The following is a 23,639-nucleotide window of genomic DNA, read 5'->3' as shown; positions in this document are numbered from 1 at the left end:
TTGTTCACAGCTGCTTGAGATATTCGATCAGCGCCCAGCGGTCGTCGTCCGACAGCGCCGTGCCGTAGTCGTGCCCGGAATTGCTGTTGCCGGGCGCGGCGCTTGCGCCGACCACCAGCGTGCCGTCCTTATAGGGCGAGCTGTCCGTGACATAGCCGACATTCACGGGATCATAGGTCTTGCTGCCGACCATGAAAGACGGTTTCCTTTGGGCCGGCGGCGTCAGCAATTCCCAGAGGTTCGGCACCGAGCCGTTGTGAAGGTACGGAGCGGTCGCCCAGATGCCATGCAGTACCCGCGATTCATAGGCCGGCGCCTGGTCCGGTGCCGGCAGCCTGAACATGTTGGCAAGCCGCTCTGCAATGTGGGCCTTCAGGTTTGCGCGCGCGGCGGGGTCCAGCAGCAGCAACGCCGAATCAGCATTTTGTGAAATCTGCAGCAGCTCCAACTGATCTTTTCGGATCGCCTGCCAGACACCGCCATTGGGGTTGGCAAGCCTGGGCGGCAACGGGAAGGCCTCGTCGATCAATGCTCCCACCACGGCGGTTGCTAGGATATCGACCGTCAGTGCGGGATTTGCCAGCGTCGATCCCGGGGGATTGGGCGACAGCGCGCCGGCCAGTACGCCGGATTGCGACGACCTCCCGGCACCGCTGAATGCCTTGGGGTCGGTCCCGACCGCGTTGACCGGCGTCAACCATCTGTCGTGAGGCAAGGGCTTCTCGGCGTGACATCCGCTGCAATATTGCGCGAACAGCCCTTGGCCGCGGTCAACCAGATCCTGCTTGAGCGCGAACGGCCAGGGCGGAGGCTTCAGGATTGCGATCTTTTCCTCGAGATGTTGCAGCCCGGCGAATTTTACCGAGTTCCGGCTGTAGTCGACCAGGGGCGCCGCCGGCAGCTTCCTTGGGCTGAAGTCGGCAAACACGCCGAACACTTCCCCTGTGTTTCGTCCCAGCGCGTTGACGAAGAGGCCGTTGGGAACGCCGCCATTCCACTGCGTCCTGTCCTGCCGCGACGCGTTCCACAGGAACGGATAGCTGACGGGCGCGTCTGCGACCTTGAAATTGGCGTCGATGCCGAGATCCTTGCCGGCGACCCGGTTGAAGATCATGCCGAATGCGTCGAGGCGCCCCGGCCCCCATGGCGATGCCGGCAGGCTTTTGTCCATGAAGGCGCCGAATTGATCGGCCCAACCGGCGAAGTCGGTCTTGAGTGCGTCGGCCCGCGCCAAGGAGAAGCGCGAGCCCAGGACGGCCCGGGCGAATTGCTGGAAGCGATTGGAGTCCTGCAGCGTCGCCTTGGCAGCGGCCGAAAGCTCGGTCAGGAAAAGCTGGAAATCGGCCGTGGCCGGTGCGCCATCGATGCGAAGCCGTTGCGTGACGGCGCCGGTTTGATACGCGATCTCCGCGGTGTGGCACGCCGCGCAGGTCATGCCGAGGAAACCGGATGCGGCGTCGCCGTCGATGACGAATCCGACCGGCAGCGCTTCCGGATTGGCCGCGGATTTATCATTTCCGAGATATCCGTAGCGTTGCAGATGATCGCCGCCGAACGGCGCGTCGGCATCCAGACGGCGCAGCGCCTTGAACCAGGCATAGGGCATCATGTGCGATCCCTGGCTGGTCGTGTAGAAGACCTGCCGGTCCTCCGCCGTCCAGCCCTGCCGGGCATATTGCAGAGCGGGAGTCTCTGCGGGTTCGGCCAAAGCCGGAGCGGCAATCCCCATCATCGCCGCCAGCGAAAACATCAAAATCCTGAAAAATGCCTTCATGAAACCGCCTCGAAATATCCGAAAAAGCCAAACGTTGGCGTGCTGAGTTCTGTGGGCAGGCGAGAAACTACCAGAAGTAGTGCAATGCTGAAATCGATCTTTTCTGATTGAATCAGAACCGAGACTAATGATGATTGCGCGCAATCGGCGTTACCATCACCAAGGAGGCAAGGCGGTGGACGTCCTCGGCGTGACAAAGTTCGGTCCCGGGATTGAGCAGCGCTGCGGAACCGCCGGCAACGCCGTAGCGCAGGGCCATACCGAGATCCCGATTGTTCGCAAGGCTCCATAGCATGGCCCCCAGAAAGCTGTCGCCGGCACCGGATACGCTAAGCGGCGCGATAGGCAGGGCATTGGCACGGAGGGCCAGGTCGCGAGTCATGAGAAGGGCGCCTTCTGGCCCCATCGAGAGAGCAATGACCTCGATGCGATAGCGATCGAACAGACGGCGTCCCGCTTCGAGGAGCGTGGCTTCATCGGTGGAGGTAATTCCTGCCAGTTCCCGAAATTCGCGAAGGTTGGGCTTCATGAGATAGAGGCCTGCTTCCAGGGCGGCCTCCAGGAAAGGGCCGGACGTATCCACGATGGTCTTGCTATGGGCTTTCGACGCCAAAGCGACCCTGCCAAAAAAATCATGCGGGACGCCAGCAGGCAGGCTGCCACTGGCAATCACATACGCAGGCCGAGGCGTGATACGCGCAATCGATTCCAGACATTCTTGCCATTCAATATCGCTCAGCCTTGCACCCGGGAAGACAAGGCGAAATTGCTCCCGGGTTGTTTCGTCGAACAGCGTAATATCCTCCCGCGTGTCGTTCGACATTGGGATTGCAATGCTGCGCACGCCTTCGCGCTCAACCAGCGTCACAAGTAACTGTCCGGTAGCGCCACCGGCCGGGTAAATTGCGGTCGCGTCGATGCCGAGCCGTTTGAGCACCCGTGCCACGTTGATGCCGCCTCCCCCTGGATCACGCAGCGCCGGCGCGCAGCGCATTTTGGAAAACGGCACCATTTTTCTCACCGACGTCGAGACGTCGACGGCGGGGTTCATGGTGAGGGTGACGATCCGGGCCGGCGGGATTTCAGCCAACGCCCTCGACCTCCGCCAAAGCCTTCAGGCCGACGAAAGCGGCGTCCTCGTCCAGAATGAGATAGGCCGGGATCGGCGCGAGGTATTTGCGGAACCGCCCTTTTTCCTCAAAGCGCGCACGAAATGCGGAGCCGGCCAAATATTGGGGGATGCGCTGCAGGATGCCTCCGGCGATGAATACTCCGCCCCTTGAACTGAGCGTGAGCGCGAGATTGCCGGCGACAGTCCCAAGCATCGCGCAAAACATGTCGATGGCAGCGCGGCTCGTCGGACAGGTGCCCTCGATCCCGGCCTGGGTAATCTCGGCGGCACGGCGCCGTGGCAGCATCAGATTGTCCAGGGCAGCGAGAGCCTCGTGGAGATTTTCGAGCCCATTGCCCGAAAGAACCCGTTCAGCCGAAACATGTCCAAACCGTTGCCGCAGATAGCCGATGACGGCGTCCTCCCGTGGCGAGCAACCGGCCAGTGTGACGTGGCCGCCTTCGCCGGGAAGCACGAGGTGACCCGTTGCATGCGGTATGTTGGCTCCGACGCCGAGGCCAGTGCCGGGACCAACCGCCGCCAGAGGTGCCCCCACGACCGGCTGCCCGCCGCCTAACTGCAGGAGCTTGTCGCGTGAAAGGCGGGGGAGGGACCAAGCCACCGCTTCAAAATCATTGATCAGGCGCACGGTGGAAAATCCGCAGGAGGTGCGCAACTCCGCGGCATCGATGACCCAGGGACTGTTGGTAAGGACACAGCGGCCGTTCTCGACCGTGCCGGCAACGGCAAGAAATGCGGCGCGGATCGTGCCAGCCTCCGGCATCCTGCCCAGATAGACGCTGAGTGCCTCGCCAAAGCTGCCGTAGGCGCTGACAGCCATATGAGCAACTGTGCCCACAGTTCCCTCAGCCAACAGCGCGAAGCGCGCGTTGGTCCCGCCGATGTCTGCAAGCAGCACCGTCTGGCTGGATCGTCCTGGGGAGGCTGTAGAGGCTGTATTCATCGCTGGCGTGCCCTCTTGATCAGATCGGCGTACCAGCGAAACGAGGATTTGGGAATACGCCGCAGCGACGAATCATCAGGCCCAGGCAGCGCGCTGCGAGCGATAGCCGATCTGGCCACCGGGGGCAGGACCACTTGCGGTGCTACATCCTTCAGGTTCCGACACCGCAAACGGAGGAATGAAAAAGAGATTGATCGTGAACGGGTCCGCATCCCAGCAATTGCGTCTCCATGCACCGCCGCCATTGGCGCCAACGTAGAAGTTGCTCCAGTCATAAACTGCGGCAACCGCCGGGGGTGCCTTCGTGTAAGTACGGGCCGCAAGATCGGCAGCAGAAGCACTGACGCCAAGCGTGCAAACAGCAAAAGCAAATTTATTCATGAACGCGCCCCATCTGGGTGACCACCTTCGTCGCGATCGGGAACCGATCGGTCGAGGCGGCTTCACTCAAGCCGGGCGATCTTGCGTGGCTGCGCCACGTCCGGCCTGTCAGGGCGACACGGTGCTGGCCCGGATCCTGCTTTGACAGGGTGGTCCTAACCTGATCCATTTCCGATCGCTCTGGCCTTCGCGACGGCAAGGGCACCGGGGGACGAGAATTCAAGCACCCAGCGAGGAGCCTAATCGATGCAAGAATCGATGCAAGAGTCGATGAAAGAACGGGAACTTCGAGGCCTGATTGCAGAGGTCAAGACCGGTCGACTGTCGCGGCGTGCCTTCGTCCAGCGGATGGTCGCCGTCGGCCTGACGGCGCCGATGGCCGGCATGATGCTGAGCCAGGCCGGGGTGGCGATGGCCGAGACCGCGATCTCCTATAAGCCGACCAAGGCCGGCGGAGGCGGCGCGCTGAAGCTTTTGTTTTGGCAGGCGGTGACCTTGCTCAACCCGCATTTCGCCGTCGGCACCAAGGACCAGGAAGGCTCGCGGATCTTCTACGAGCCGCTGGCGGGTTGGGACAATGATGGCAATCTGATTCCGATCCTTGCCGCCGAGATTCCGAGCAAAGAGAACGATGGTCTCACCGAGGACGGCCTCTCGGTCGTCTGGAAGCTGAAGCGAGGCGTCAAATGGCATGACGGCATGCCGTTCACGGCGGACGATGTCGTATTCAACTGGGAATATGCGCGAACGCCCGAGACCGCGGCGGTCTCGATCGGCAGCTACAGGGATATCAAGGTCGAAAAAATCGACGATTTCACCGTTCGCGTGAGCTTCGCCAAGCCGACGCCGTTCTGGGCCGACGCCTTTGTCGGCTCGTACGGCATGATCATCCCGAAGCACCTGTTTGCGGATTACATCGGCGGCAAGTCACGCGACGCGCCGGCCAACCTGAAACCGGTGGGCACCGGCCCCTACCTTTTCGTCGATTTCAAGCCGGGCGATGTCGTCCGCGCCAAACTCAATCCCGACTACCACGTCCCCAACCGGCCCTATTTCGATACGGTGGAACTCAAGGGTGGCGGCGATGCGGTGTCGGCCGCGCGCGCGGTGCTGCAGACCGGCGAATATGATTATGCCTGGAACATGCAGGTGGAGGATGAAATTCTGAAAAGACTCGAGGGCGGCGGCCGAGGCAGAGTGAGCATTGTTCGCGGCGGCAATGTCGAGTTCATCATGCTCAACGTGACCGATCCGGCGGTCGAGGTTGACGGCGAACGCGCGAGCCTGAAGACCACGCATCCGCTGTTCAGCGACCCGGCGGTGCGCGAGGCCATTAACCTGTTGATCGATCGCGGCTCGATCGAAAAATTCATCTACGGCCGTACCGCCATCGCCTCGGCGAACTTCCTCAACAACCCGGAACGCTTCCGGTCGAAAAACACCAAATTCGAATTCAACATCGAGAAGGCCAATCAGGTTCTTGAAACCGCCGGCTGGAAAAAGGGCGCGGACGGCATTCGTGGCAAGGACGGCAAATCGCTGAGGTTTGTGTTCCAGACTTCCATCAATGCGCCCCGACAAAAGACCCAGGCCATCGTCAAGCAGGCGTGCCAGAAAGCGGGCATCGACATCGAGCTCAAGTCGGTCGTGGGATCGGTGTTTTTCTCGTCCGACACGGCCAACCCAGATACCTACGGGCATTTCTACTGCGACGCGCAGATGTACCAGACCACCATGACGCAGCCTGATCCGCAGTTCTTCATGAATCAGTGCGTGTCATGGGAAGTGGCGACCAAGGCCAACAAATGGCAGGGGCGCAATATCTCCCGCTGGCAAAACAAGGACTACGACGAGGTCTTTCATCAGGCCGACCGCGAGCTCGACGCGGTGAAGCGGGCGGCGATGTACATCAAACTCAACGACCTGGCGGTCGGTGACCAATATATCCTTCCTGTCGCCAACCGGCTCAATGTCACGGCCCTGAACGCCAATCTGGCCGCGCCCATCAGCGGCTGGGACAACGACCTCTGGCAGATCGCGAACTGGTACCGGGAAGCGTGAGACCCGATGTGAGATTTGCGCTGCGAACAACCTGAACAGGCGGTGGCGGGTCGACGATGGGAAAATACATTGTCAGGCGTCTGCTCATCGCTGTTCCCAGCCTGCTCGGCATCAGTCTCATTCTCTTTGTCCTGCTGGCGCTGGCGCCGGGAGATCCGTTCGGCGAACTCGCCACCAACACCAATATTCCACCCGAAGTCCGGGCGGCGCTGCGGGTGAAATTCGGGATCGACGATCCCATTCTGGTTCGCTATCTGCGCTGGCTGGTGGCGATGCTGCACGGCGACTGGGGCTTTTCGTTCGCAAGCCGCATCGACGTCGACAAGTTGATCCTGCAGCGCGTCCCGACCACCTTGTTCGTGGTCGGCTCGTCGCAGCTTCTGGCATTGGCGATTGCGCTCCCGGTCGGCGTTTATGCCGCGATGCGGCCCTATTCGATCTTCGATCAGATCGCCAACACGCTGGCCTTTGTCGGGTTTTCGCTGCCGACATTCTTCACCGGGCTGCTGCTGATCCTGATCTTCAGCGTCAATCTTGGCTGGCTGCCCTTCGTCTATCGCGTCGATATCGCCGCTACCGGCTGGCACTGGTATTTCGAATATTTCAGGCAGGCCATCATGCCGGTCGCGGTACTCGGCCTGTTTCAGGCCGCATCCTACACCCGTTACGTGCGCTCGGCCGTGCTTGATGTCATTGGCCTCGACTATGTCACGACGGCGCGCGCGAAGGGCCTCAATGAAGGCAGGGTCATCATCAAGCACGTGGTTCGCAACGCCCTGATTCCCGTGGTGACGCTGGTCGCGCTGCAAATGCCAGCCGTGTTCGGCGGCGCCATCATCACCGAGCAGATCTTCCGCATCCCGGGCATCGGTTCGCTGCTGATCACGGCGATCCTCGCCAATGACACACCTGTCATCATGGCGGTGACGTTCGTGTTCGCCTGTCTCGTTGTCGTCTTCAACCTCTTGGCCGATATCATCTATGGCTGGCTTGACCCACGCATCTCCTACCGTTGACATGGCCGTCCCGCCCGGGGGTCGAAAGCGCCACCTCTCGCCCGGCTTTGAGGCGTGGCGAAAGTTTCGCCGCCATCGCATGGCCGTCGTGAGCGTGGTGATCCTGACCATGCTGACGTCGGCCGTGGTGCTCGGGCCGCTGGTCTGGCGCGTGCCGATCAACGAAATCGATTTTACCGCGCGGCTCAGTACGCCGAACTGGCAGCACCCGTTCGGCACCGACGATCTCGGCCAGGACCTGTTGGCGCGCATGCTGTACGGCGGACGCATTTCGCTCGCGGTCGGTTTCGCGGCCATGGCCGTCGCCATCACCGCCGGTACGCTGATCGGCGCGATATCGGGCATCTCCAGGGGCAGCGTCGATGCCGTGCTGATGTGGATCACCGACCTGTTCCTGGCGTTGCCGCAACTGCCACTTTTGTTGCTGGTGATCTATCTGTTCCGGGATTTCCTGAAGAATCTGGTCGGCCCGGAAGGCGGGCTCTTCATTCTGATCGTCCTGGTGATCGGAGCCTTTCGCTGGATGCCGGTGGCGCGCCTGGTGCGGGCGCAGTTCCTGTCCTTGCGCGAGAAGGAATTCGTCGAGGCGGCCCGCGCGCTCGGCGCCACCACGCCGCGCCTGGTGATCAGGCATATCCTGCCGAATTCGCTCGGACCGGTGATCGTCGCCGGCACCATCGACGTCGCGGCGGCGATCATTGCGGAATCGACGCTGTCATTCCTGGGCCTCGGCTTTCCGCCGGATATTCCGACCTGGGGCCGTCTGTTGTTCGATGCCAAGGATTATCTGGACATCGCGCCGCATTGGGCGCTGTTCGCTGGCGCCGCGATTTTCCTGACCGTGCTGGCCATCAATTTCATCGGCGACGGATTGCGCGACGCGCTTGATCCCAGGAAGGTCATGTGATGTTGCCTGTGGAGCGAGCGTCGATCCGCGACGAGAAGCCGTCGGGCGAACCCGCGCTCTTGGATATCAGGGGATTGAAGACCCATTTCGCCACCGACGACGGCGTCGTGCAGGCGGTGGATGGCGTCGATCTCACCGTCGAGCGCGGCGAGACCGTCTGCGTCGTCGGCGAGTCCGGCTGCGGCAAGACCGTCACCGCGCTGTCCGTCCTCAAGCTCATCGCGATGCCGCCTGGACGCATCGTCGGCGGACAGATCCTGTGGCAAGGCCGCGACATCGTTCCGCTGCCGGCGGACGAGATGAACCGGATCCGGGCCAGAGAAATCGCGATCGTGTTCCAGGAGCCGATGACCTCGCTCAATCCGGTCTATACCATCGGCGATCAGATCGGCGAGGTCATCGCGCTGCATGAAGGACTGGGGCGTCGCGCCGTGCTGGAGCGAACCATCGACATGCTGGCGCTGGTTCAGATCCCGAATCCGAAAGCCCGCGTCAACGACTATCCGCACCAATTTTCGGGGGGAATGCGGCAGCGCGTGATGATTGCGATGGCGCTGTCGTGCCATCCAAAACTCTTGATTGCCGACGAACCGACCACCGCGCTTGACGTCACGATTCAGGCGCAGATCCTGGACTTGCTGGAGGACATGAAATCCCGCTTCGGCATGTCGATCATGCTGATCACCCACGCCATGGGTGTCGTCGCCGAGGTAGCGCAGCGTGTCGTGGTAATGTATGCGGGAAAGGTCGTGGAGCAAGCCTCGGTCGAGCAGTTGTTTGCAAACCCCCGCCATCCCTATACCCAGGGTTTGATCCGCTCGATCCCGCGCATCGATATGGCGGCCGTCCACAAGGTTCGCCTGCAGACCATCGCCGGCGCCGTGCCGAAGCTGATAAACCCGCCGGCCGGCTGCCGCTTCGCCCCGCGTTGCGGTTTTGCGACGGATCAGTGCAGGCACACGCAACCGGCCTTGCGCGAGCTCGAGCCGGGTCACGAGGTTGCGTGTATCCATGCCGAAGAGACGGTTGTGCCATGAGTGAGCCGTTGCTCAGGGTCTCAGATCTGACCAAGGAATTTCCGCTCAAGGGCGGCTGGTTCGGCCGTCAGGCTGGCAGCGTCCATGCGGTCGACGGTGTCGATTTTCACATCGACCGCGGCGAAACCCTCGGGCTGGTCGGCGAGTCCGGTTGCGGTAAATCGACCACCGGGCGTTGCGTGCTTCGCCTCATCGAACCGACCTCGGGCGAGATCCATTTTGCAGGCAAGAATGTCGGATCGCTCGATGCAGCCGCGCTTCGCATCCTGCGCCGTGACATCCAGATCATCTTTCAAGACCCTTATGCGTCGCTCGATCCGCGCATGAATGTGGGCGCGATCGTCGGCGAGGCCCTGATCATTCACCAGTTGACGAAAACCAGACGGCAGTTTGAAGAGCGTGTCGTGGATCTGCTCGAAACCGTCGGCCTGCAGGCCGATCACATGGGACGCTATCCGAACGAGTTTTCCGGCGGTCAACGCCAGCGCATCGGTATCGCCCGCGCGCTCGCCGTCGAACCCAAGCTCATTGTCTGCGATGAGCCGGTGTCGGCACTGGATGTCTCGATCCAGGCCCAGGTCATCAATTTGCTGGAGGACCTGCAGCAGAAATTCGGGCTCGCTTACCTCTTCATCGCCCACGATCTGTCGGTCGTCGAGCATATCAGCAGGCGCGTGGCGGTGATGTATCTCGGCCGCATCGTCGAGACCGCGCCCGCGCGCGAGCTTTATACCTCGCCGCTGCATCCCTATACCGAAGCGCTGTTGTCGGCGGTTCCGATTCCGGATCCAAAAGTGAAGCGGCAGCGCATCCGATTGCAAGGCGAGGTTCCCAGTCCAATTCAGCCGCCCTCCGGCTGCCATTTTCACACCCGCTGCCCGATCGCCAAGTTTCCGTTATGCAGCAGCGAGACCCCGGCCCTCAAGCCAAGTTCCGATGGACATTGGGTCGCCTGCCATTTCCGCTGAAGGTCTGCGGCAGGTCGCGGCCGTTTGACCGCGACCTGCCGTGAGTGGCTTTGTTTGCCTGTCTTTCGGCGGTTCAGTCGATGTCGCCTCTTCCGAAGACGGCGATGCATCCGGTCAGGCAATTCGGATACGCATTATTTGCACCCAGCGGAATAAACACGTGGTTGTTGCCGGCATTGGCGGCAACCGAATGGGCGGTGCTCGCGGCATGCGCGCCGGGGGCCGTGGTGACCGCGGGCACGTTGAAGGTGGGCACCAGTTGTGTGAGGACCTGATCGCGTGCATCGATCACGCCGAGAACCGCGGCACCCTGAGCTGTCAGCGGCGGGCCGCTGATGACCTCGGTCGGGCGCAACGGGCTGGCCGAGGAGGCCGTGTAGTAATTGCCGTCGCCTGGATTGAACCATGCCTCGTCGCCAGCACCGACGCCGGGCACGATGGTGTCAATGTGACCCGTCCGGGCGTCGAGAATGACCTGGATCGGCGCCGCGGTCACGTTCATCGTCGGATCCCAGACATTGCCCGCGGTGTCAAAAACCGTGCTGCAGTTCGCGAGCAGATCGAGGTTGGGGCCGAGGGTCAGGCCTGCCGGCTGGCAGAACTCGATCGGATATTGTGCTTCCACCGTGCCGGCCGTCGATATCCGGATGACGGCCCCATCCTTGGCATTGGGGCCAATCTGCGGGATCGACAGATAGAACTTGCCCGTCACCGGCTCCCACACCGATTGTTCGGCGCCATTGGTCGCGTCGACCCCGGTGTGCGCGATATCAAAAGTCACGCGCTTGACGACGGTCAGGGCGCCGGTCGTCCGGTTGACGCTGATCAGCGTTCCAAAGGGTGGCGTGTCGGCGTTGTTGACGGCAAACAGCAGTCCATCTCTGGGATCATATGAAAGTTCGTCCGCGCGGAAGCCCGCTGCGCCGCCGGTCGACACTTCGCCCACCGTATGGCCGTTGCGCAGATCGATCGCGACCACGCGGCTGTTGGCGTCGCCCGCAAAGAGCCACGGAAAGGCCGCCGCAACACCGTTCGGCCCCGAGGTGGCGTTGTTCCCGCTAAATCCCCTGAATGGCGGCGTGGCACTGATCTGGGAGATCAGCTGGCTGGTTCGTGCATTGACGACATCTATGACGGCGTTGGATCGATCGGCAAGATAATAGGTCTGCGTCGCCTGATCGACGAAGCTGATATCGAACACGTACATATTGCCGGCCGTCGTGTTCGCCGCGGTTCCAGGAATGGGAACCGTCGTCAGCAGACGGACCGCCCCGTCCCCTTGCCCGCCTTCTATTGCGTATGCGTCGGTTACAAGCATCGCCGCTGCCAAGATGCCGACTGCGGTGCGCAACCGTGTCCGGTTTCTGGTCATTGCACTCCTCCCCTGTGTTTCGTCGAGCCGGTGCTCTCGGCTCTCCAATACCATTTACCGTTTTGGCTAAGGTTGCAAGACAATGGCATGTTACTTAGAGGTTGTGCGCGTCTACGACATCGCCAGCGCCTCCCACGTCGTTCTGGGCAAGGCCATTATCATTCACCCGCGGCGGAGAATCGTTTATGGAGCAATCCGGTGCCATGAGCCGTCAATCGCCATGGCCCCAAGGCCATGGCCGGTCGCTCAAAGCAGTTGAATCGTGAGCCAGACGGCCGTCCAAAGCGCCAGCAGCAGCAACGCGGCGGCCAAGAAGCCCACTGCCAGCACCCGTAGCGGCGTGCGGTTGGCGGCAGCTGACGAACGGCCCCGGCCAGCGCCGAAATCGCTGCCTCGGGAGATATGGCCGCCGATGCCGAACATCCAGGCCACGAGGTTCGAAAGGTACAGACTCATACGCCGGCTCCGATGATTACGCGACGAGTCAGCATCGCCCAGAACCGGACGCCGTACTTTGCGCGAGCGCAAATCATGGCGCGCGGGTGCTGGTTTTTGCCGCCTGCGGCCTTATGCCCCCGCCAGCGCGTGGGAAAATACCACCTCGATCAGGGTGCCGGAATGCGGGGCCGTCTTGATGTGGAACTGCGCGCGGTTGGCCTCGACCAGCGCCTTGGTCAGCGACAGATTGACGGCGGCGCCGTCGGTGGTCTGATCCGGCGGCGCCTGGGTCCGGAACGGCTCCAACGCGGCCGCGACTTCCCGGTCGTTGAGCCCATGGCCGGTATCGCGGACCCGCAACACGACTTCGCCAAAATCCGACAAGGCGGTGGAGACGATGACCTGGCCGCCGGCATTGGCAAGATGGATCGAGTTGCCGATCAGGTTCAAGGCGATCTGGCGCAACGCTGGCGCATCGGCGACGACGGGCGGCAGCATGTGCGCCAGCGAGGTCCTGATGATGATGCGTTCGCGGTTGGCCTGGGGCTGCATCACCGCCACGCATTGTTCGACCAGATCGTTGAGGTTCTGGTTGGCAAAGGCGAGGTCCAGCCTGCCGGTCTCGACCCTTGAGAGATCGAGCAGGTCGGAGATGATGGCGATCACGCGCTCGCCGGAGGCGCGGATATCCTTCATGTATTCGACGTAGCGCGCGTTGCCGAGCGCGCCGAACCGTTCGCTGATCATCACTTCGGCAAAACCGATGATGGCGTTGAGCGGGGTGCGGACCTCGTGGCTGATCCGCGCCAGCAAGTCCGTCTTGGCGTTCGCGGCGCGATCCGCCAGCCGCCGCATTTGCTGCAGTTCGCTCTCGTTCTTTTTGCTCTGCGACAGATCGCGAAACACCGCGAAGAAATTCGGACCATCGGGCCGGGTCCGTCCCATGGTCAGCGACAGCGGGATCAGGCCGCCCTGCCGTACCCGGCCCAAAAGTTCCCGGCCGTGTTCGAGCAGGCTGGAAATATTCGCGCCCTTGATGCTCTCCAGATAGTCGCGGGCCAGGCATTGGCTCTCGGGCGCGAACAGCTCGGAGAGATTGCATTGCGCAAGCTCGTTGCCGTCATAGCCGAACAGCGCTTCGGCGCTGCGATTGCATGAATGGATGTTGCCCTCGGCGTCGAAGATCACGATGCCTTCGGCTGTGGTGTCGAGGATGGTGCCGAGTTCCTCGGCATCGGCGTGGCCGGCGGCCGGCGGAGCGGCCGCCGGGACCGGATTCGGCAACGCGGCGGCGACCACGCCTTCCGCTCCGGTTCCAGAGAAAATCAGGGCCAGCGCGGAATCGCCGTCCCATGAAATCGTATAGAGACGGGCGGCGGCCGGCGCCGGGGCGGTGTTTTCCGGCGAAGCCTGGCTGGCAGAAATCGTCACCGGCGTGCCGGTGTCCGAGGTGCTGCTTGCGGTTGAGACGCCGGGCTCGACATAGAGGGCGTCGAGACCGCCGGCCTGTTCCAGCGCATGCAGGCTGCCATGGCCCATCCGCGCCAGAAACGCAGGGTTGGCATAGAGCAGCCGGTCAAGCCGATAAATCAGGACGCCCAGCGGCAAGAGATCGAGCAGCGTCCGGTCGCGCCCGGTTTCCCCGCGCGCGGGCGGCTCGGGCTGCACCAGCCAGGCCGGTTGCGTGCTGGCCGGTTGGGGCGTTGGCGGCTGCTCGACAATGGCATCGGTCGCGTCAGGCGTTGGCGGCGGCGTGGCAGCGCTGTCGCCATCGAGCCGCTCCGACAATTGCCGGGCGAGCTCGTTGAAGGCGTTGTTTTCGACCGCCGTCAGTACAGGCTGCCTTGATTCACCGGGCGGCCGAAACGGCAGCACGTTCTTGGGGGTTTCCACGGATGTTTCCATATCGGTTGGCAGGGAAGGCTCGGGAGCAACCGGGTCAAGCGCTTCAGGCATACTGGACGACGTTGCAGTTGGTGTTGCGGGCTGGTCCGCGACCAGCGGCGGATGCGGGGCAAGCTCTGACTGACCCGCATGGTCACCCAGAACAATGTCGGCCGAGAGAGTCCGCGGTGCCGGCGGGCTGACGAATAATTCAAAACGGCGCAGCGCGGCAAGCCGGGTCAGGCTGTCAAGATCGCGGCAAACGCCAAAACCTCGGTAGCCGGCAAAATTCCGCACCCGGTCGTAGATCGGCAAACCGGATAGTTCAACCGGCAGCCGGCCGCCGCCATCGACGGGCCAGTACAGGGTGATCCCGCTCCAGGTGTTGCGGGTGGCGACCGCAGCAGTGACCCTGCCGTCGGGATCGAGCCCGAACGCCGTGGCGATTTCGTTCCACAGCCGGCCGAAGCCCGCCGCGGTACGCGCGCCGATCAGGCGGGCGAATTCATCGGAGCCGAGCGAGAAGCGGCCTTCGGGATCCATCTGCCACATGAAGCGCAGCGGGTGCCGGCGCAGGTTCGGCGAGGGCGGGTCGAGCCCGGATGGCGCCTTCGCGGACAGCGGCACCATCGTGGATGAGGCCAATATCTCGGCCTCGAGTTGCGGCTCCGCGGCGGACGGCGAAGTTGGTTCATCGGCCGTGGCCTCGATGTAGGGCGAAGGCTCATTGGCAGGCGCTTCGCTTGCAGCCGCCGCGGTTTCCGGCGATATGTTGACGGGGGCTTCCTCGCCGGGCGGGTCAATCGGCGACGCCGCCTGCCGTTCAAGCTCAGGCGGCTGGACCGCGATGGGTTCTCCGGTGGCCGCCTCCGCAGGCGCTTCTGTGAACTCGTCGAACAATGCAAACGCGGCCGGCGCCTCGCCCGACGTCGCGGGCAGCTCGTAGTCAGATGTCGGCCGCTCCGCCACCGGCTCGCGCGCTGGTTCGACCGCATCCGCTTGCCGCCAGGCGAACGCGTTCTGCCGAATCTCCACGGCCGGCACCGGGCGGATCAGCGCAACCAGACCGACATCCGCGCCGCGACCTACGCGCTGCAGCACCATGTGGCCGATGCCGACCGGTATTTCGACGCGGCCCTGCTTCAGCGCGTCAATGCGCGCCTGGTCGAGGCCGGCCTCGGAGAGAGAGCGAAAGCCGAGCAGCGGACGCGCGGCGGCGTTGGCGCCGACAAACAGGCCGTCACGCGCGAACGCGGCGATCGGCGCTTCGATGCCATCAACCAGGCGCTGCAGCCGCTCGAGCAGCGGCATCGCTCGTCCCGTGGCCTGGGTGGCCGCAACCAGAATGCCGCTCTTGCCGTCGGCAAAATCAAGCCGGGAACAGCTGCAGGTTGCAAGCATGCCGGGGGGCGCGCCGAAGCCGCGCAGCCGCTCGAGCCGGATGGCGCCTGAAGGTGGCAGCCTCCCTGCAAGGTGCGCCACCTGCCGCCGCTGCGGGTCCGCCGGACTGAAAATCCTTTCGGCGAGACACGCGCCATTGGTCGCGCCGAACACCCCGGCGCCGACCGGATTGGCCCACAACATCCGCGCGCCGTCGACCGACCATAGCCACGCGGGCAGGGCGCTGGTCGCATGCTCCGCCAGTCGCGGATCGCCGACGCCCCGCAACTGGGATTCCACCTTATTCATAGGGATGACATGACCGAGCCGTATCCCAATCCCGAAATTCGCTTTGTTCTGGCGGTACCCTTCGACACCAAGGTCGGAATCAGAGGGGCCATCCAGAGAAACGTTTTCATGGCAGTGCGGTTGCTGATTTGAAAGTCCCCTCAACGCGTGTGCGGCCTGCCGAGCAGGAACGGCCAATCTATTCGCACAGGTTTGGCGCTTGTTCGACGATGGCGTGGCGGCCAGGCGATCACAACCTTGACGCACCCGCGAGTATCGCCCGCGGCAGGGAGCAGGTCCACGGCCTGGCAGCCGCTTGGCGATCCAAAGCCACGATAACCTTAACCCTGCTGAACCTTGATAGGCCGTTTGGCGTTGGGTTGTTGCAAATGACGATCAAAGGTTCACGATAGCGAATGTGCGAGCGGCCGCGTCACACCGTCGAAGTCTTTTGTCGATAGTTCTGGTTGGGCGGAGGTGGGCGATGACCCCGGCGTAACAGCAACAGGAGTGGGATCATGAGTGAAGATGGACATGACCGTTTTGAGATTCCCAAGGAAATGCGCTCAGCGGCGGAGGCGAGCTTCGAGCAGGCGCGCAAAGCCTTCGAGAAGTTCCTGGCCGGCGCGCAGCAGACCGCGGGGGTGATCGAGGAGCGGGGGGCGACGGTTCGCGCCAGCGCCAAGGACATCAGCAGCAAGGCGATCTCCTATGCCGAAAAGAACGTACAGGCATCATTGGACTATGCCCAGTCGCTGCTGCACGCCAAGGACCTGACCGAAGTGATGCGGCTGCACAGCGAATACGTGCAATCGCAGATGCGCTCACTGGCGGAACAGGCCAGCGAAATCGGCCAAGCGGTCAGCTTGGCGGCGATGGAAGCGGCCAAGCCGAAAAGCTGAGCTTTATCAAATAATTATATCTCAAACGCGGGACCGTATCACAACCTGCGAGGGTGTTCACGCGCGTCTCCACCAGATCTGCCATGCGGCATTGCACCTTAAATTGCATTGCATTGCACAAAGCAGCCGCTATATAAATGTGCAGTGTTGGACGGGCGACGTCGGGTGTCCGATCGAGTGCGTTCCCACTGAAGTGATCCAAGTTCGTGATCCAGGTTGACGTTTTCCGGCATGTGGGGTGCAGGGCGCGCAACCGGTCACATCGATTCACCCCCGGCTGCGAAGGATGTTTGCCATGGCCAATCCAACCGATCCGTTTTCTGCCTCGATCATTCCGTTCGAGGTTCCCGAGCAAGTGCGTGCGTTCGCCGAGAAGGGCGTTTCGCAGGCCCGTGATCAATACGCCAAGTTCAAGGATGCCGCCGAGACCCATAACGGCACTGTCGAAGCTGTGTTCACCACCGCCAGCAAGGGCGCCAGCGAATACACGGCCAAGTTGATGGAAATGATGAAAGCCAATGCCACGGCGAGTCTCGACTTCGCGCAGCAGCTGTTCAGCGTCAAGTCGCCCTCCGAGGCGATGGAATTGTGGACCTCTCACGCCCGCAAGCAGTTCGAGACCTTGACCGCCCAGACCAAGCAGCTCGCCGAATTGAGCCAGAAGGTAACGACCGATACCGTCGAGCCGATCAAGGCCAGTGCGTCGAAGCTGTTCAAGCCGGCGGCTTAAGCCAAGCCAGCCTCGCTTGCGAGAGCAAGCTTTAGTTGAATAGACGAAAGCGTTGCCATTTTTTTGAGAGCCCGGGCCATCAGCCCGGGCTTTTGACTTTTGACTACCGCCGGCCGCATGGACTTCGATGCACGACGAAATGGCGCTCTCGCCGCGAAACCTGGGACCCCATTGATTGTGAGGTCGGGGCAGGGCTTTCCCCGCCCGCGATGGCAGGCATCCGGACCTGCCGTGCGGCGCGGAAATCGACGCCGCGCTGGCCATTCGCAGGCCATCCCGCGGCCTTGCCAAAGCTTGCCGTTGCACCTAGTTTCCGCCCGTTCGGTGCTCCCTATGGGTTGCCCGAGGATGCAGTTGTAGCTCAGTTGGTTAGAGCGCCTGTCTGTGGAACAGGAGGTCGGTGGTTCGAGCCCACCCAACTGTACCAGCGCAACCAATATATCAGCTTTAAATCGTCGCCTCGCCAGTGGTCGGGTTTACGATCCGCCGCTTCCGCTCATACATTTCAAATGACAATCCGATTTTCCTCGCGGGCCACGCGGGGATTTGCGAGGGCAACCGCTTAGCAGGGTACCGGAGGGAGCTACGCTGTTCCCTCGGGCTTAACTCTCCTTTTACCAACACTGTTGATAGTCCTAGCGGTGGTCGCCCGAAGAGGATCTTGAACTACATGGCGCAGCGCTATCTGAGGGCATTGGCGGACAGGGGCGAGGACGTCCCAAGCTTTGCTCGGCGATCCACACCCGCTGGCGGTGAGACAGCTCTCAATCTCGTATATCAAGCCGCCGAGGTTTTCCGCGGGATCGAGGATCAAGCCCAAGAGACCGAGGCGCGCGCCCTGGCGCTGTGCAAGAGCGCCTTGGAAAGATTGAAGCTTGTCGAAACTCGAATCGAAGCTGTCGAGCGGGCGCGACGTGAACTGATCACGGAGGCCGAGTGCAAGCTGCAGGACGCGTCTCGAGCCTTAACGCAGGCTCAATCGCGTATCGAAGCCGCCGAAGATAGGCTGACGGCGGTGGAGTTCCGTGCGCAAGCGGCCGAAGCCGACGCACGTGAGGCCAAGCAAGCGCTCGCGCTCGTTGAGGAAGCCATCCGTCGGCGCCTCCTTTGTCCAACTCCAGACGCTGTCGGCAAGCTCACCGCTGCTGCCTGAGGACCCTCCGATTACCTTTGGTCTTTGAGGGCCCTCGCGGTCGGCATTCCGGTTGCATGTTACCAGCATAATCGGCGGTTCACCGCTGCGGCTGCTCGCGCATATGTGCCAATCATTTTGCGGTGCACAATTCTCTGGTCTGAGGCACCGCTCACACCTATAGGTTGGGTACCGACGGGAATGGCCCGTGGCTAACATAAGGAGTTCCAATGGTTGATTTTTCCGGCATCCAGCAGCACCTGACTGCAATCACGACCGCCCAGACCGACTATGCGAAGTCGTCGTTTGAGAGCAGCAAGGCGTATTTTGAAAAGCTCGCTGGCGTGAAGTCGCCGGAGAAGTTCTTGGAACTGACGACTGAGCACACCAAGTCGGCGTTCGAGACATTCGCGGCTCAGGCGACCAAGATTGGCGAGCTCTACAAGAATTTCGCAACTGAAGCCTTCTCGTCGATTAAGGCAAAATCCTAAGCCAGTCGAGGCTCTGTCATCGCAGTCGATACGAGTAGCCCGCCTTTGAAGGCGGGTTTTTCATGGTCGAAAATGCGGCCCAGGGCCCACACCATTTGCTGCTCGTTGAGATGTAAAACGGGACTTTCTTGATACGTGATCGTATTGTGACCGCAAGCTCGAACCACGAGCGCGAGGTGCCTCGGCATGAGGGCGCGACAGAATCGGCCGCGAGCCAGTGCGGGACCCGGACAACGGCGGCGGGTTGAACCTTTCGCGGCCTCGGGGGTTGGTTATCACCGCCATTAACCTTTTGACCTTGCAGTTGAGGCTCACGTTAAAGTTCCATGGAAGTAGAAAATAAATATGGAAGCGCAGGTACGCGACGGCGCGACGAATGCAGTTCCAGTTCCACCAGGTTGCGCAGAGCCCTTTGAAATATCCGAGCTGCCAGTCTGGGACGCCGGACATTTGCGCCTGGCAATCGCGGCAGCGGGCGTCGCCCTCTGGTCATGGAATGTCGACAGCAACAGATTTACCATGGACGAGCGCGCCTTCCGGCTTTGGGGCGTGCCTCTCAGCGCCTACGTGACGTTCGATGACCTCTCGGCCCATGTTCATCCCGCGGATCGTGATCGGGTAAAGGCGGCGTTTGTCGCTACGCGCGCCCTCGTCGGCGCATATGAAATCGACTTCCGCATCACGGTTAGTGATGAGGTCCGCTGGGTATCGGCTCGGGGTCAGGGAAATGATGCAGACATTGTCGGTCGCATCATGTTTGGTATCTTCATCGACGTCACCGGACGCAAGCTGGCCGAGGAAGGGCATGAGTTGCTTGCCGGTGAAATGAGCCATCGGGTCAAGAACCTGTTGGCGATCGCATCCGGCCTCACCGCAATCACATCGCGGTCTGCAAAGACCACTGCCGGCATGGCCCAGGAACTCACGCACCGGCTGACCGCGCTGGGGCGCGCGCACGATCTTGTCCTTCCCGTTCCGGGCCAAGGCGAAAAGGCGGCGCTGCTTGGTGATCTATTCACGGTGTTGCTTGCGCCTTATGACGACGTGGGGGCGTTCAGTGGCCGCGTCCGTGTCGCGGTGCCGCGCATGGCGGTCGGCGAGAAGGCCGCGACGATGCTCGCGCTCGTCGTGCATGAGCTTGCGACCAACTCCCTCAAATATGGCGCGTTATCGTCGCCGTCCGGCGCGCTCGACATCTCATCCGCAGCCCATGACACCGACGTGGTGGTGGTCTGGACCGAGCGCGGCGGACCACTTGTTACCGCTCCCGCCGATGACGGAGGATACGGTAGCAAGCTTCTCAACCGCGGCATGACGATCGAGCTTGGCGGCTCGATTGCCTGCGACTGGAGCAGTGAGGGCGTCATCGTCACGCTTCGGATGACCAAAGAGCGGCTAATGGGATAAGCTCGTAACCGGGGCAAATTTCCGGGCGCCCTTGTTTGACCTTATGAAGCGGCGGGACGGATACGGCGAGGTGCGGGATCTGGTTGCCGGGCAGGTCCAGACGCGGGTCTAAGAATTCGTAGACCCCTTCGCGAGGCGTGGCCTTACGCAGCAACGGAGAGCCTAAGCCCGAGAGCTTTCAGGACTCTGGCAACGGTTGCGAACTCCGGGTTGCCATCCGGCGATAGTGCCTTATAGAGATTGGCGCGGCCGAGGCCCGCGGCTTGCGCAATCTCGGTCATGCCCTTGGCGCGGGCGATATCGCCGAGTGCGGCCTTGAGCAAATCGGGGTCGCCATCCTCAAGAACGGCATCGAGATAGGCGGCGATGTCCTCCTTGGTTTCCAGGGTCTCGGCAGCATCCCAACGGCTAGTTTTACGAGCCATGTCGTCCTCTCTAAACCTCCTGCGCGAGTTCGAGGGCACGCGCGATGTCGCGATTCTGGTGCCGTTTGTCACCGCCGCAGAGCAGGACGACCACCATGTCGCCGCGTCCGACGAAATACACCCGATAGCCAGGGCCGTGGTCGATCCGCATCTCCGACACGCCGCTGCCCACCGGCCTTACGTCACCGGGATTACCGAGCGAGAGGCGTCGGATGCGAACAGTGATTCGAGAACGCGCTTCGCGATCCCGCAGCCCTGCAAACTACTCGGTAAAGACGTCGGTCTGTCGAACTTCTATCATGCTATTGTCTCTTATAACGGACATCTTGTCAAGATGCCGCTGTTCTCTCTCCGCTGCCCCTCCATTTCATTTCATTCTGGCGAAGGCCGGAGAAAAAGTTGCGGTACATCATGGGCGCGCTAGCACGCCGCATTCGGGGCATGAGCAAGGTTGTCTGATTGCCGATCGACAGGCTCTAGCTTAGCTGTAGCTAGCGCGTCCGCCCGGCGTGCCAACAATCGAGAAGCGGGTTGAGCTTTCGGCTTCGATGCGCCTTACGGGCTGCCGGAAGCGATGGAGCGCGAAGAGCTTTGCGTCACTCACGACGATCTCCACTCTCTCGCAGGTATTGTCCCGTCAGGATTTCCCGTTTTCATCCGTTCCATGAACGATGCGGCGTCAACACCGATGCCGCACGTAGTCAAATCCCACAAAAGTGCCGGAAGTCGGGTCATACGAACGATGCCGCCCTGCGCAATCGCTCCTGTCATACCGCGATCTGGCGTCCGCTTGCGGGATACCATCGAAAGGGTGCGATGGCGTGCTGCCGAACAGTCCGGCGGCTCCGATTGCGGCGCCAAAGGGATCGGCGGCGAAATCGCCGGGGAAGAAGCCGTTGGTCGGGAAGTCCCTGGTGTCGTCGCGGCCATCGAAAAACCAGATGATGCGAGGCGGGCCGCTGCGGGTAATGGCGGGCTGGCTTACGCTGGCGGACCCGCCATTGCCAAGGTCCGCGGCCGAGACCGGCATCGGGCTCGTTGCCAAGATCGCTACGGCCGCCAGCAATAATCCGGGCTTGCTCATGATCGCGTCCTCAATGGCAGCAGGGCCGATTGGCGCCCCAATCGCCCTTCCAACCCTGCAGCCTGCCGCGGCGGAATTGCAGATAGAGCGCATCATTCCGATCCGACAACGCCGCGCCTTTCACATTGGGCAAAGCGAGATAGAGTTCGTCGCCAGGACGGCCGCGGACATAGTTCAATGGAGTTCCCAAAGCCCGCGACACCTCGTCGGCGTTCATGCCGAACGACAACGGCGTATTGTTCGGTGCGGGCTGCGCGGAAGCGGCCGAAAGCGCCGCGCCCGACATTATAACCAGCAAGAGCGCCCCGCGAAAAGCCATCGTTCTCATCAGCCATTCCTCGATGTCGTTGCATCCAGCCTGTCGTCGGAAACATCTCGCTCAGTTCTGACCTTGCGGTTGCAGGGAGGCCAGCGTTCCCTGCGGCGTCCATCCGCCGCCCAGCGCCTGGAACAGGCTGCTGGCCGCCTGCAGTTTCGACAGCCGCACCAGCACCAAAGTGTTTTCCGCCGTAAAGAGTGTCTGCTCTGTCTGCAGAACGGTGAGCAGGTTGACTGTACCGCCACGATATTGAGTTTCCGACACGTCGAAAGCCTTGCGGGAAGCGGTCACGACGTCGGTTTGCAGCTTCTCCTGGCGGGTGAATTGCGCAAGCGCAACCAGCGCTTTTTCGACATCGGCGAATGCCGACAGTACCGCCTTGCGGTAAGCCTGCAGATTTTGCAGTTGCACACCTTTCGCCTGCTTCAGTTGGCTCTCCAGCAGGAAGCCGTCAAACAGCGGCTGCGTCAGTCCCGCGGACAAGGTATAAAACCAGGCGCCCGGCCCGAACAGCGACGCCAGCGCCGCGCTCTGGACCCCGGTCTGGGCGGTCAACTGGATCTGCGGGAAGAACGCCGCGCGCGCGGCTTCGACACTGAAATTGGAGGCTGCGAGTTGCGCTTCGGCCTGACGGACGTCCGGCCTCTGATAGAGCAATTCCGAAGGCAAGCCCGGCGTGACCCTGGGAACCGCGATTTGCGTCGTTGTCCCGCCGTTCACGTCGAAATTCGCCGGCGCGCGAGCGACCAGCAGCGCCAGGGCGGCGATATTCTGCCGCAACGTCACTTCAAGCGGGGGTATCGAGGCGCGCTGGGTCGCCACCAGCGCTTCCTGTTGCGACAGGTCGAGCTGTGACGCGGTTCCGCCGGTAAACTGCTGCTTGATGAGCATAAGGATGCGTTCAGCCGCGGCGAGATCGCGGCGTGCGACGCGCAGCTGATCCTGCGCGGCCAGGATCTGGAAATACGTGTTGGCAACGGTCACGATCGTGGTGAGCGTCACCACTTCACGATTGTACCGGGCGACACTTGCGTTCTCCTCAGCGGAATACAGTGTAGCGCGGTTCTTGCCCCAAAAATCGACCATGTAGCTTGCGGTGAGCCCAAGATTGTATTGGGAGAACGTCGTCGGGGGGGTGGACCCGCCGGCGACCGAGGAGGCCGCCTCGTGCATCTGTTCGGCCGTTCCGGTTCCGGTGATGGAAGGCAGCAAGGGCGCGCCCGATACCCCGACCTGGGCATCCGCCTGGACGATCTCCGCAACGGCGACCGCAATGTCGAGATTATAGATCTGGGCCGCCTGCATCAGATCAGTCAGTTCGCTGCAGCGGAAGCCGCGCCACCAGTCCACGGCCGGAAGCGCCATGTCGGGCGCGCCGCGGGATTGGCGGGATTCCTCGCGATAGGTCGCGGGAATCTCGAGATTGAGGTCGGGCCGCTCGGACCCGAGAATGCAACCCGACAAAGAAAGGCCGAGCAGGAGCGCCGCGGCGTTCCGAATCCTTTCGTCTAGTCTTGCGGCAGCAGAAATCGACTTCGGCACAAACCCTACCCAATTGTTACAGCGGC

22 protein-coding genes and 1 tRNA gene are annotated in these 23,639 nt (G+C 62.1%); 11 read left to right on the top strand and 12 right to left on the bottom strand.

Annotated features, from left to right (window positions below):
- Window positions 1–4: 4 nt before the first annotated feature.
- The 4 genes from ABSG20_RS00170 to ABSG20_RS00155 form a co-directional block, all read right to left on the bottom strand.
- Window positions 5–1,774: a di-heme-cytochrome C peroxidase gene (locus tag ABSG20_RS00170; RefSeq protein ID WP_423862444.1), complete on the bottom strand. Its 1,770-nt coding sequence runs from the start codon at window positions 1,772–1,774 to the stop codon at window positions 5–7.
- Window positions 1,775–1,898: 124 nt separating this feature from the next.
- Window positions 1,899–2,864, bottom strand: coding sequence for a 1-phosphofructokinase family hexose kinase (locus tag ABSG20_RS00165; protein WP_423862443.1), 966 nt, complete (start codon window positions 2,862–2,864; stop codon window positions 1,899–1,901).
- Complete coding sequence (gene glk / locus ABSG20_RS00160; protein WP_423862442.1) at window positions 2,857–3,849, bottom strand: glucokinase; 993 nt, start codon at window positions 3,847–3,849, stop codon at window positions 2,857–2,859. Before glk ends, ABSG20_RS00165 begins: the two co-directional genes overlap by 8 nt.
- Window positions 3,850–3,924: 75 nt before the next feature.
- On the bottom strand, window positions 3,925–4,230 hold the full coding sequence (locus ABSG20_RS00155; RefSeq protein WP_423862441.1) for a hypothetical protein: 306 nt from the start codon (window positions 4,228–4,230) through the stop codon (window positions 3,925–3,927).
- Window positions 4,231–4,500: 270 nt separating this feature from the next.
- On the opposite strand from ABSG20_RS00155, the gene ABSG20_RS00150 reads away from it, so the two are divergent.
- Genes ABSG20_RS00150 through ABSG20_RS00130 form a run of 5 tightly spaced genes read left to right on the top strand, consistent with a single transcriptional unit; the run spans window position 4,501 to window position 10,219 of the window.
- Window positions 4,501–6,291 carry a peptide ABC transporter substrate-binding protein gene (locus ABSG20_RS00150; RefSeq protein ID WP_423862460.1) on the top strand — a complete coding sequence of 597 codons (1,791 nt, stop codon included), beginning with the start codon at window positions 4,501–4,503 and terminating at the stop codon, window positions 6,289–6,291.
- Between the two features lie 56 nt (window positions 6,292–6,347).
- Window positions 6,348–7,307: an ABC transporter permease gene (locus ABSG20_RS00145; protein WP_423862440.1), complete on the top strand. Its 960-nt coding sequence runs from the start codon at window positions 6,348–6,350 to the stop codon at window positions 7,305–7,307.
- On the top strand, window positions 7,273–8,214 hold the full coding sequence (locus ABSG20_RS00140; RefSeq protein WP_423862439.1) for an ABC transporter permease: 942 nt from the start codon (window positions 7,273–7,275) through the stop codon (window positions 8,212–8,214). Before ABSG20_RS00145 ends, ABSG20_RS00140 begins: the two co-directional genes overlap by 35 nt.
- Window positions 8,214–9,251, top strand: a complete 1,038-nt coding sequence (locus ABSG20_RS00135) for an ABC transporter ATP-binding protein (protein ID WP_423862459.1) — start codon at window positions 8,214–8,216, stop codon at window positions 9,249–9,251. The genes ABSG20_RS00140 and ABSG20_RS00135 overlap by 1 nt, the downstream gene beginning before the upstream one ends.
- Window positions 9,248–10,219: an ABC transporter ATP-binding protein gene (locus tag ABSG20_RS00130; RefSeq protein WP_423862438.1), complete on the top strand. Its 972-nt coding sequence runs from the start codon at window positions 9,248–9,250 to the stop codon at window positions 10,217–10,219. Before ABSG20_RS00135 ends, ABSG20_RS00130 begins: the two co-directional genes overlap by 4 nt.
- A gap of 73 nt (window positions 10,220–10,292) precedes the next feature.
- On the opposite strand, the gene ABSG20_RS00125 is transcribed toward ABSG20_RS00130, so the two are convergent.
- From ABSG20_RS00125 to ABSG20_RS00115, 3 genes are all read right to left on the bottom strand, one after another.
- On the bottom strand, window positions 10,293–11,591 hold the full coding sequence (locus ABSG20_RS00125; protein ID WP_423862437.1) for a hypothetical protein: 1,299 nt from the start codon (window positions 11,589–11,591) through the stop codon (window positions 10,293–10,295).
- A gap of 246 nt (window positions 11,592–11,837) precedes the next feature.
- Window positions 11,838–12,047 (bottom strand): hypothetical protein, encoded by a 210-nt coding sequence (locus ABSG20_RS00120; RefSeq protein WP_423862436.1) that lies wholly within the window; start codon window positions 12,045–12,047, stop codon window positions 11,838–11,840.
- A 111-nt stretch (window positions 12,048–12,158) separates the two neighbouring features.
- A complete protein-coding gene (locus ABSG20_RS00115; RefSeq protein WP_423862435.1) occupies window positions 12,159–15,602 on the bottom strand; it encodes a PAS domain-containing protein in 3,444 nt (1,147 codons plus the stop codon).
- Between the two features lie 497 nt (window positions 15,603–16,099).
- Here ABSG20_RS00115 and ABSG20_RS00110 point away from each other — a divergent pair, with 497 nt between their 5' ends.
- The 6 genes from ABSG20_RS00110 (at window position 16,100) to ABSG20_RS00085 (ending at window position 20,243) form a co-directional block, all read left to right on the top strand.
- Window positions 16,100–16,483: a phasin family protein gene (locus ABSG20_RS00110; RefSeq protein WP_423862434.1), complete on the top strand. Its 384-nt coding sequence runs from the start codon at window positions 16,100–16,102 to the stop codon at window positions 16,481–16,483.
- Window positions 16,484–16,778: 295 nt separating this feature from the next.
- Window positions 16,779–17,213: a phasin gene (locus tag ABSG20_RS00105; RefSeq protein WP_423862433.1), complete on the top strand. Its 435-nt coding sequence runs from the start codon at window positions 16,779–16,781 to the stop codon at window positions 17,211–17,213.
- Between the two features lie 350 nt (window positions 17,214–17,563).
- Window positions 17,564–17,640: transfer RNA gene (locus ABSG20_RS00100), tRNA-His, on the top strand.
- A gap of 243 nt (window positions 17,641–17,883) precedes the next feature.
- Window positions 17,884–18,366, top strand: a complete 483-nt coding sequence (locus ABSG20_RS00095) for a hypothetical protein (protein WP_423862458.1) — start codon at window positions 17,884–17,886, stop codon at window positions 18,364–18,366.
- Window positions 18,367–18,575: 209 nt separating this feature from the next.
- Entirely contained in the window at window positions 18,576–18,836 is a 261-nt protein-coding gene (locus ABSG20_RS00090) for a phasin family protein (protein WP_423862432.1), read from the top strand.
- 519 nt (window positions 18,837–19,355) lie between these two features.
- On the top strand, window positions 19,356–20,243 hold the full coding sequence (locus ABSG20_RS00085; RefSeq protein ID WP_423862431.1) for a sensor histidine kinase: 888 nt from the start codon (window positions 19,356–19,358) through the stop codon (window positions 20,241–20,243).
- A gap of 143 nt (window positions 20,244–20,386) precedes the next feature.
- Here the strand turns inward: ABSG20_RS00085 and ABSG20_RS00080 are convergent, their stop codons facing one another.
- The 5 genes from ABSG20_RS00080 to ABSG20_RS00060 form a co-directional block, all read right to left on the bottom strand.
- The gene (locus ABSG20_RS00080) at window positions 20,387–20,668 is read right to left on the bottom strand and encodes an addiction module antidote protein (protein WP_423862430.1); all 282 of its coding nucleotides are present in this window, start codon (window positions 20,666–20,668) and stop codon (window positions 20,387–20,389) included.
- A gap of 10 nt (window positions 20,669–20,678) precedes the next feature.
- Complete coding sequence (locus ABSG20_RS00075; RefSeq protein WP_423862457.1) at window positions 20,679–20,921, bottom strand: type II toxin-antitoxin system RelE/ParE family toxin; 243 nt, start codon at window positions 20,919–20,921, stop codon at window positions 20,679–20,681.
- Between the two features lie 426 nt (window positions 20,922–21,347).
- Window positions 21,348–21,752, bottom strand: a complete 405-nt coding sequence (locus ABSG20_RS00070) for a BA14K family protein (RefSeq protein ID WP_423862429.1) — start codon at window positions 21,750–21,752, stop codon at window positions 21,348–21,350.
- A gap of 10 nt (window positions 21,753–21,762) precedes the next feature.
- Window positions 21,763–22,080, bottom strand: a complete 318-nt coding sequence (locus tag ABSG20_RS00065) for a hypothetical protein (protein WP_423862428.1) — start codon at window positions 22,078–22,080, stop codon at window positions 21,763–21,765.
- 51 nt (window positions 22,081–22,131) lie between these two features.
- Window positions 22,132–23,613, bottom strand: a complete 1,482-nt coding sequence (locus tag ABSG20_RS00060; RefSeq protein ID WP_423862427.1) for an efflux transporter outer membrane subunit — start codon at window positions 23,611–23,613, stop codon at window positions 22,132–22,134.
- Between the last annotated feature and the right edge of the window lie 26 nt (window positions 23,614–23,639).

The organism is Bradyrhizobium sp., from assembly GCF_049512235.1.
Taxonomy (GTDB): domain Bacteria; phylum Pseudomonadota; class Alphaproteobacteria; order Rhizobiales; family Xanthobacteraceae; genus Bradyrhizobium.
This window is presented reverse-complemented; position numbering and strand designations above follow the sequence as displayed.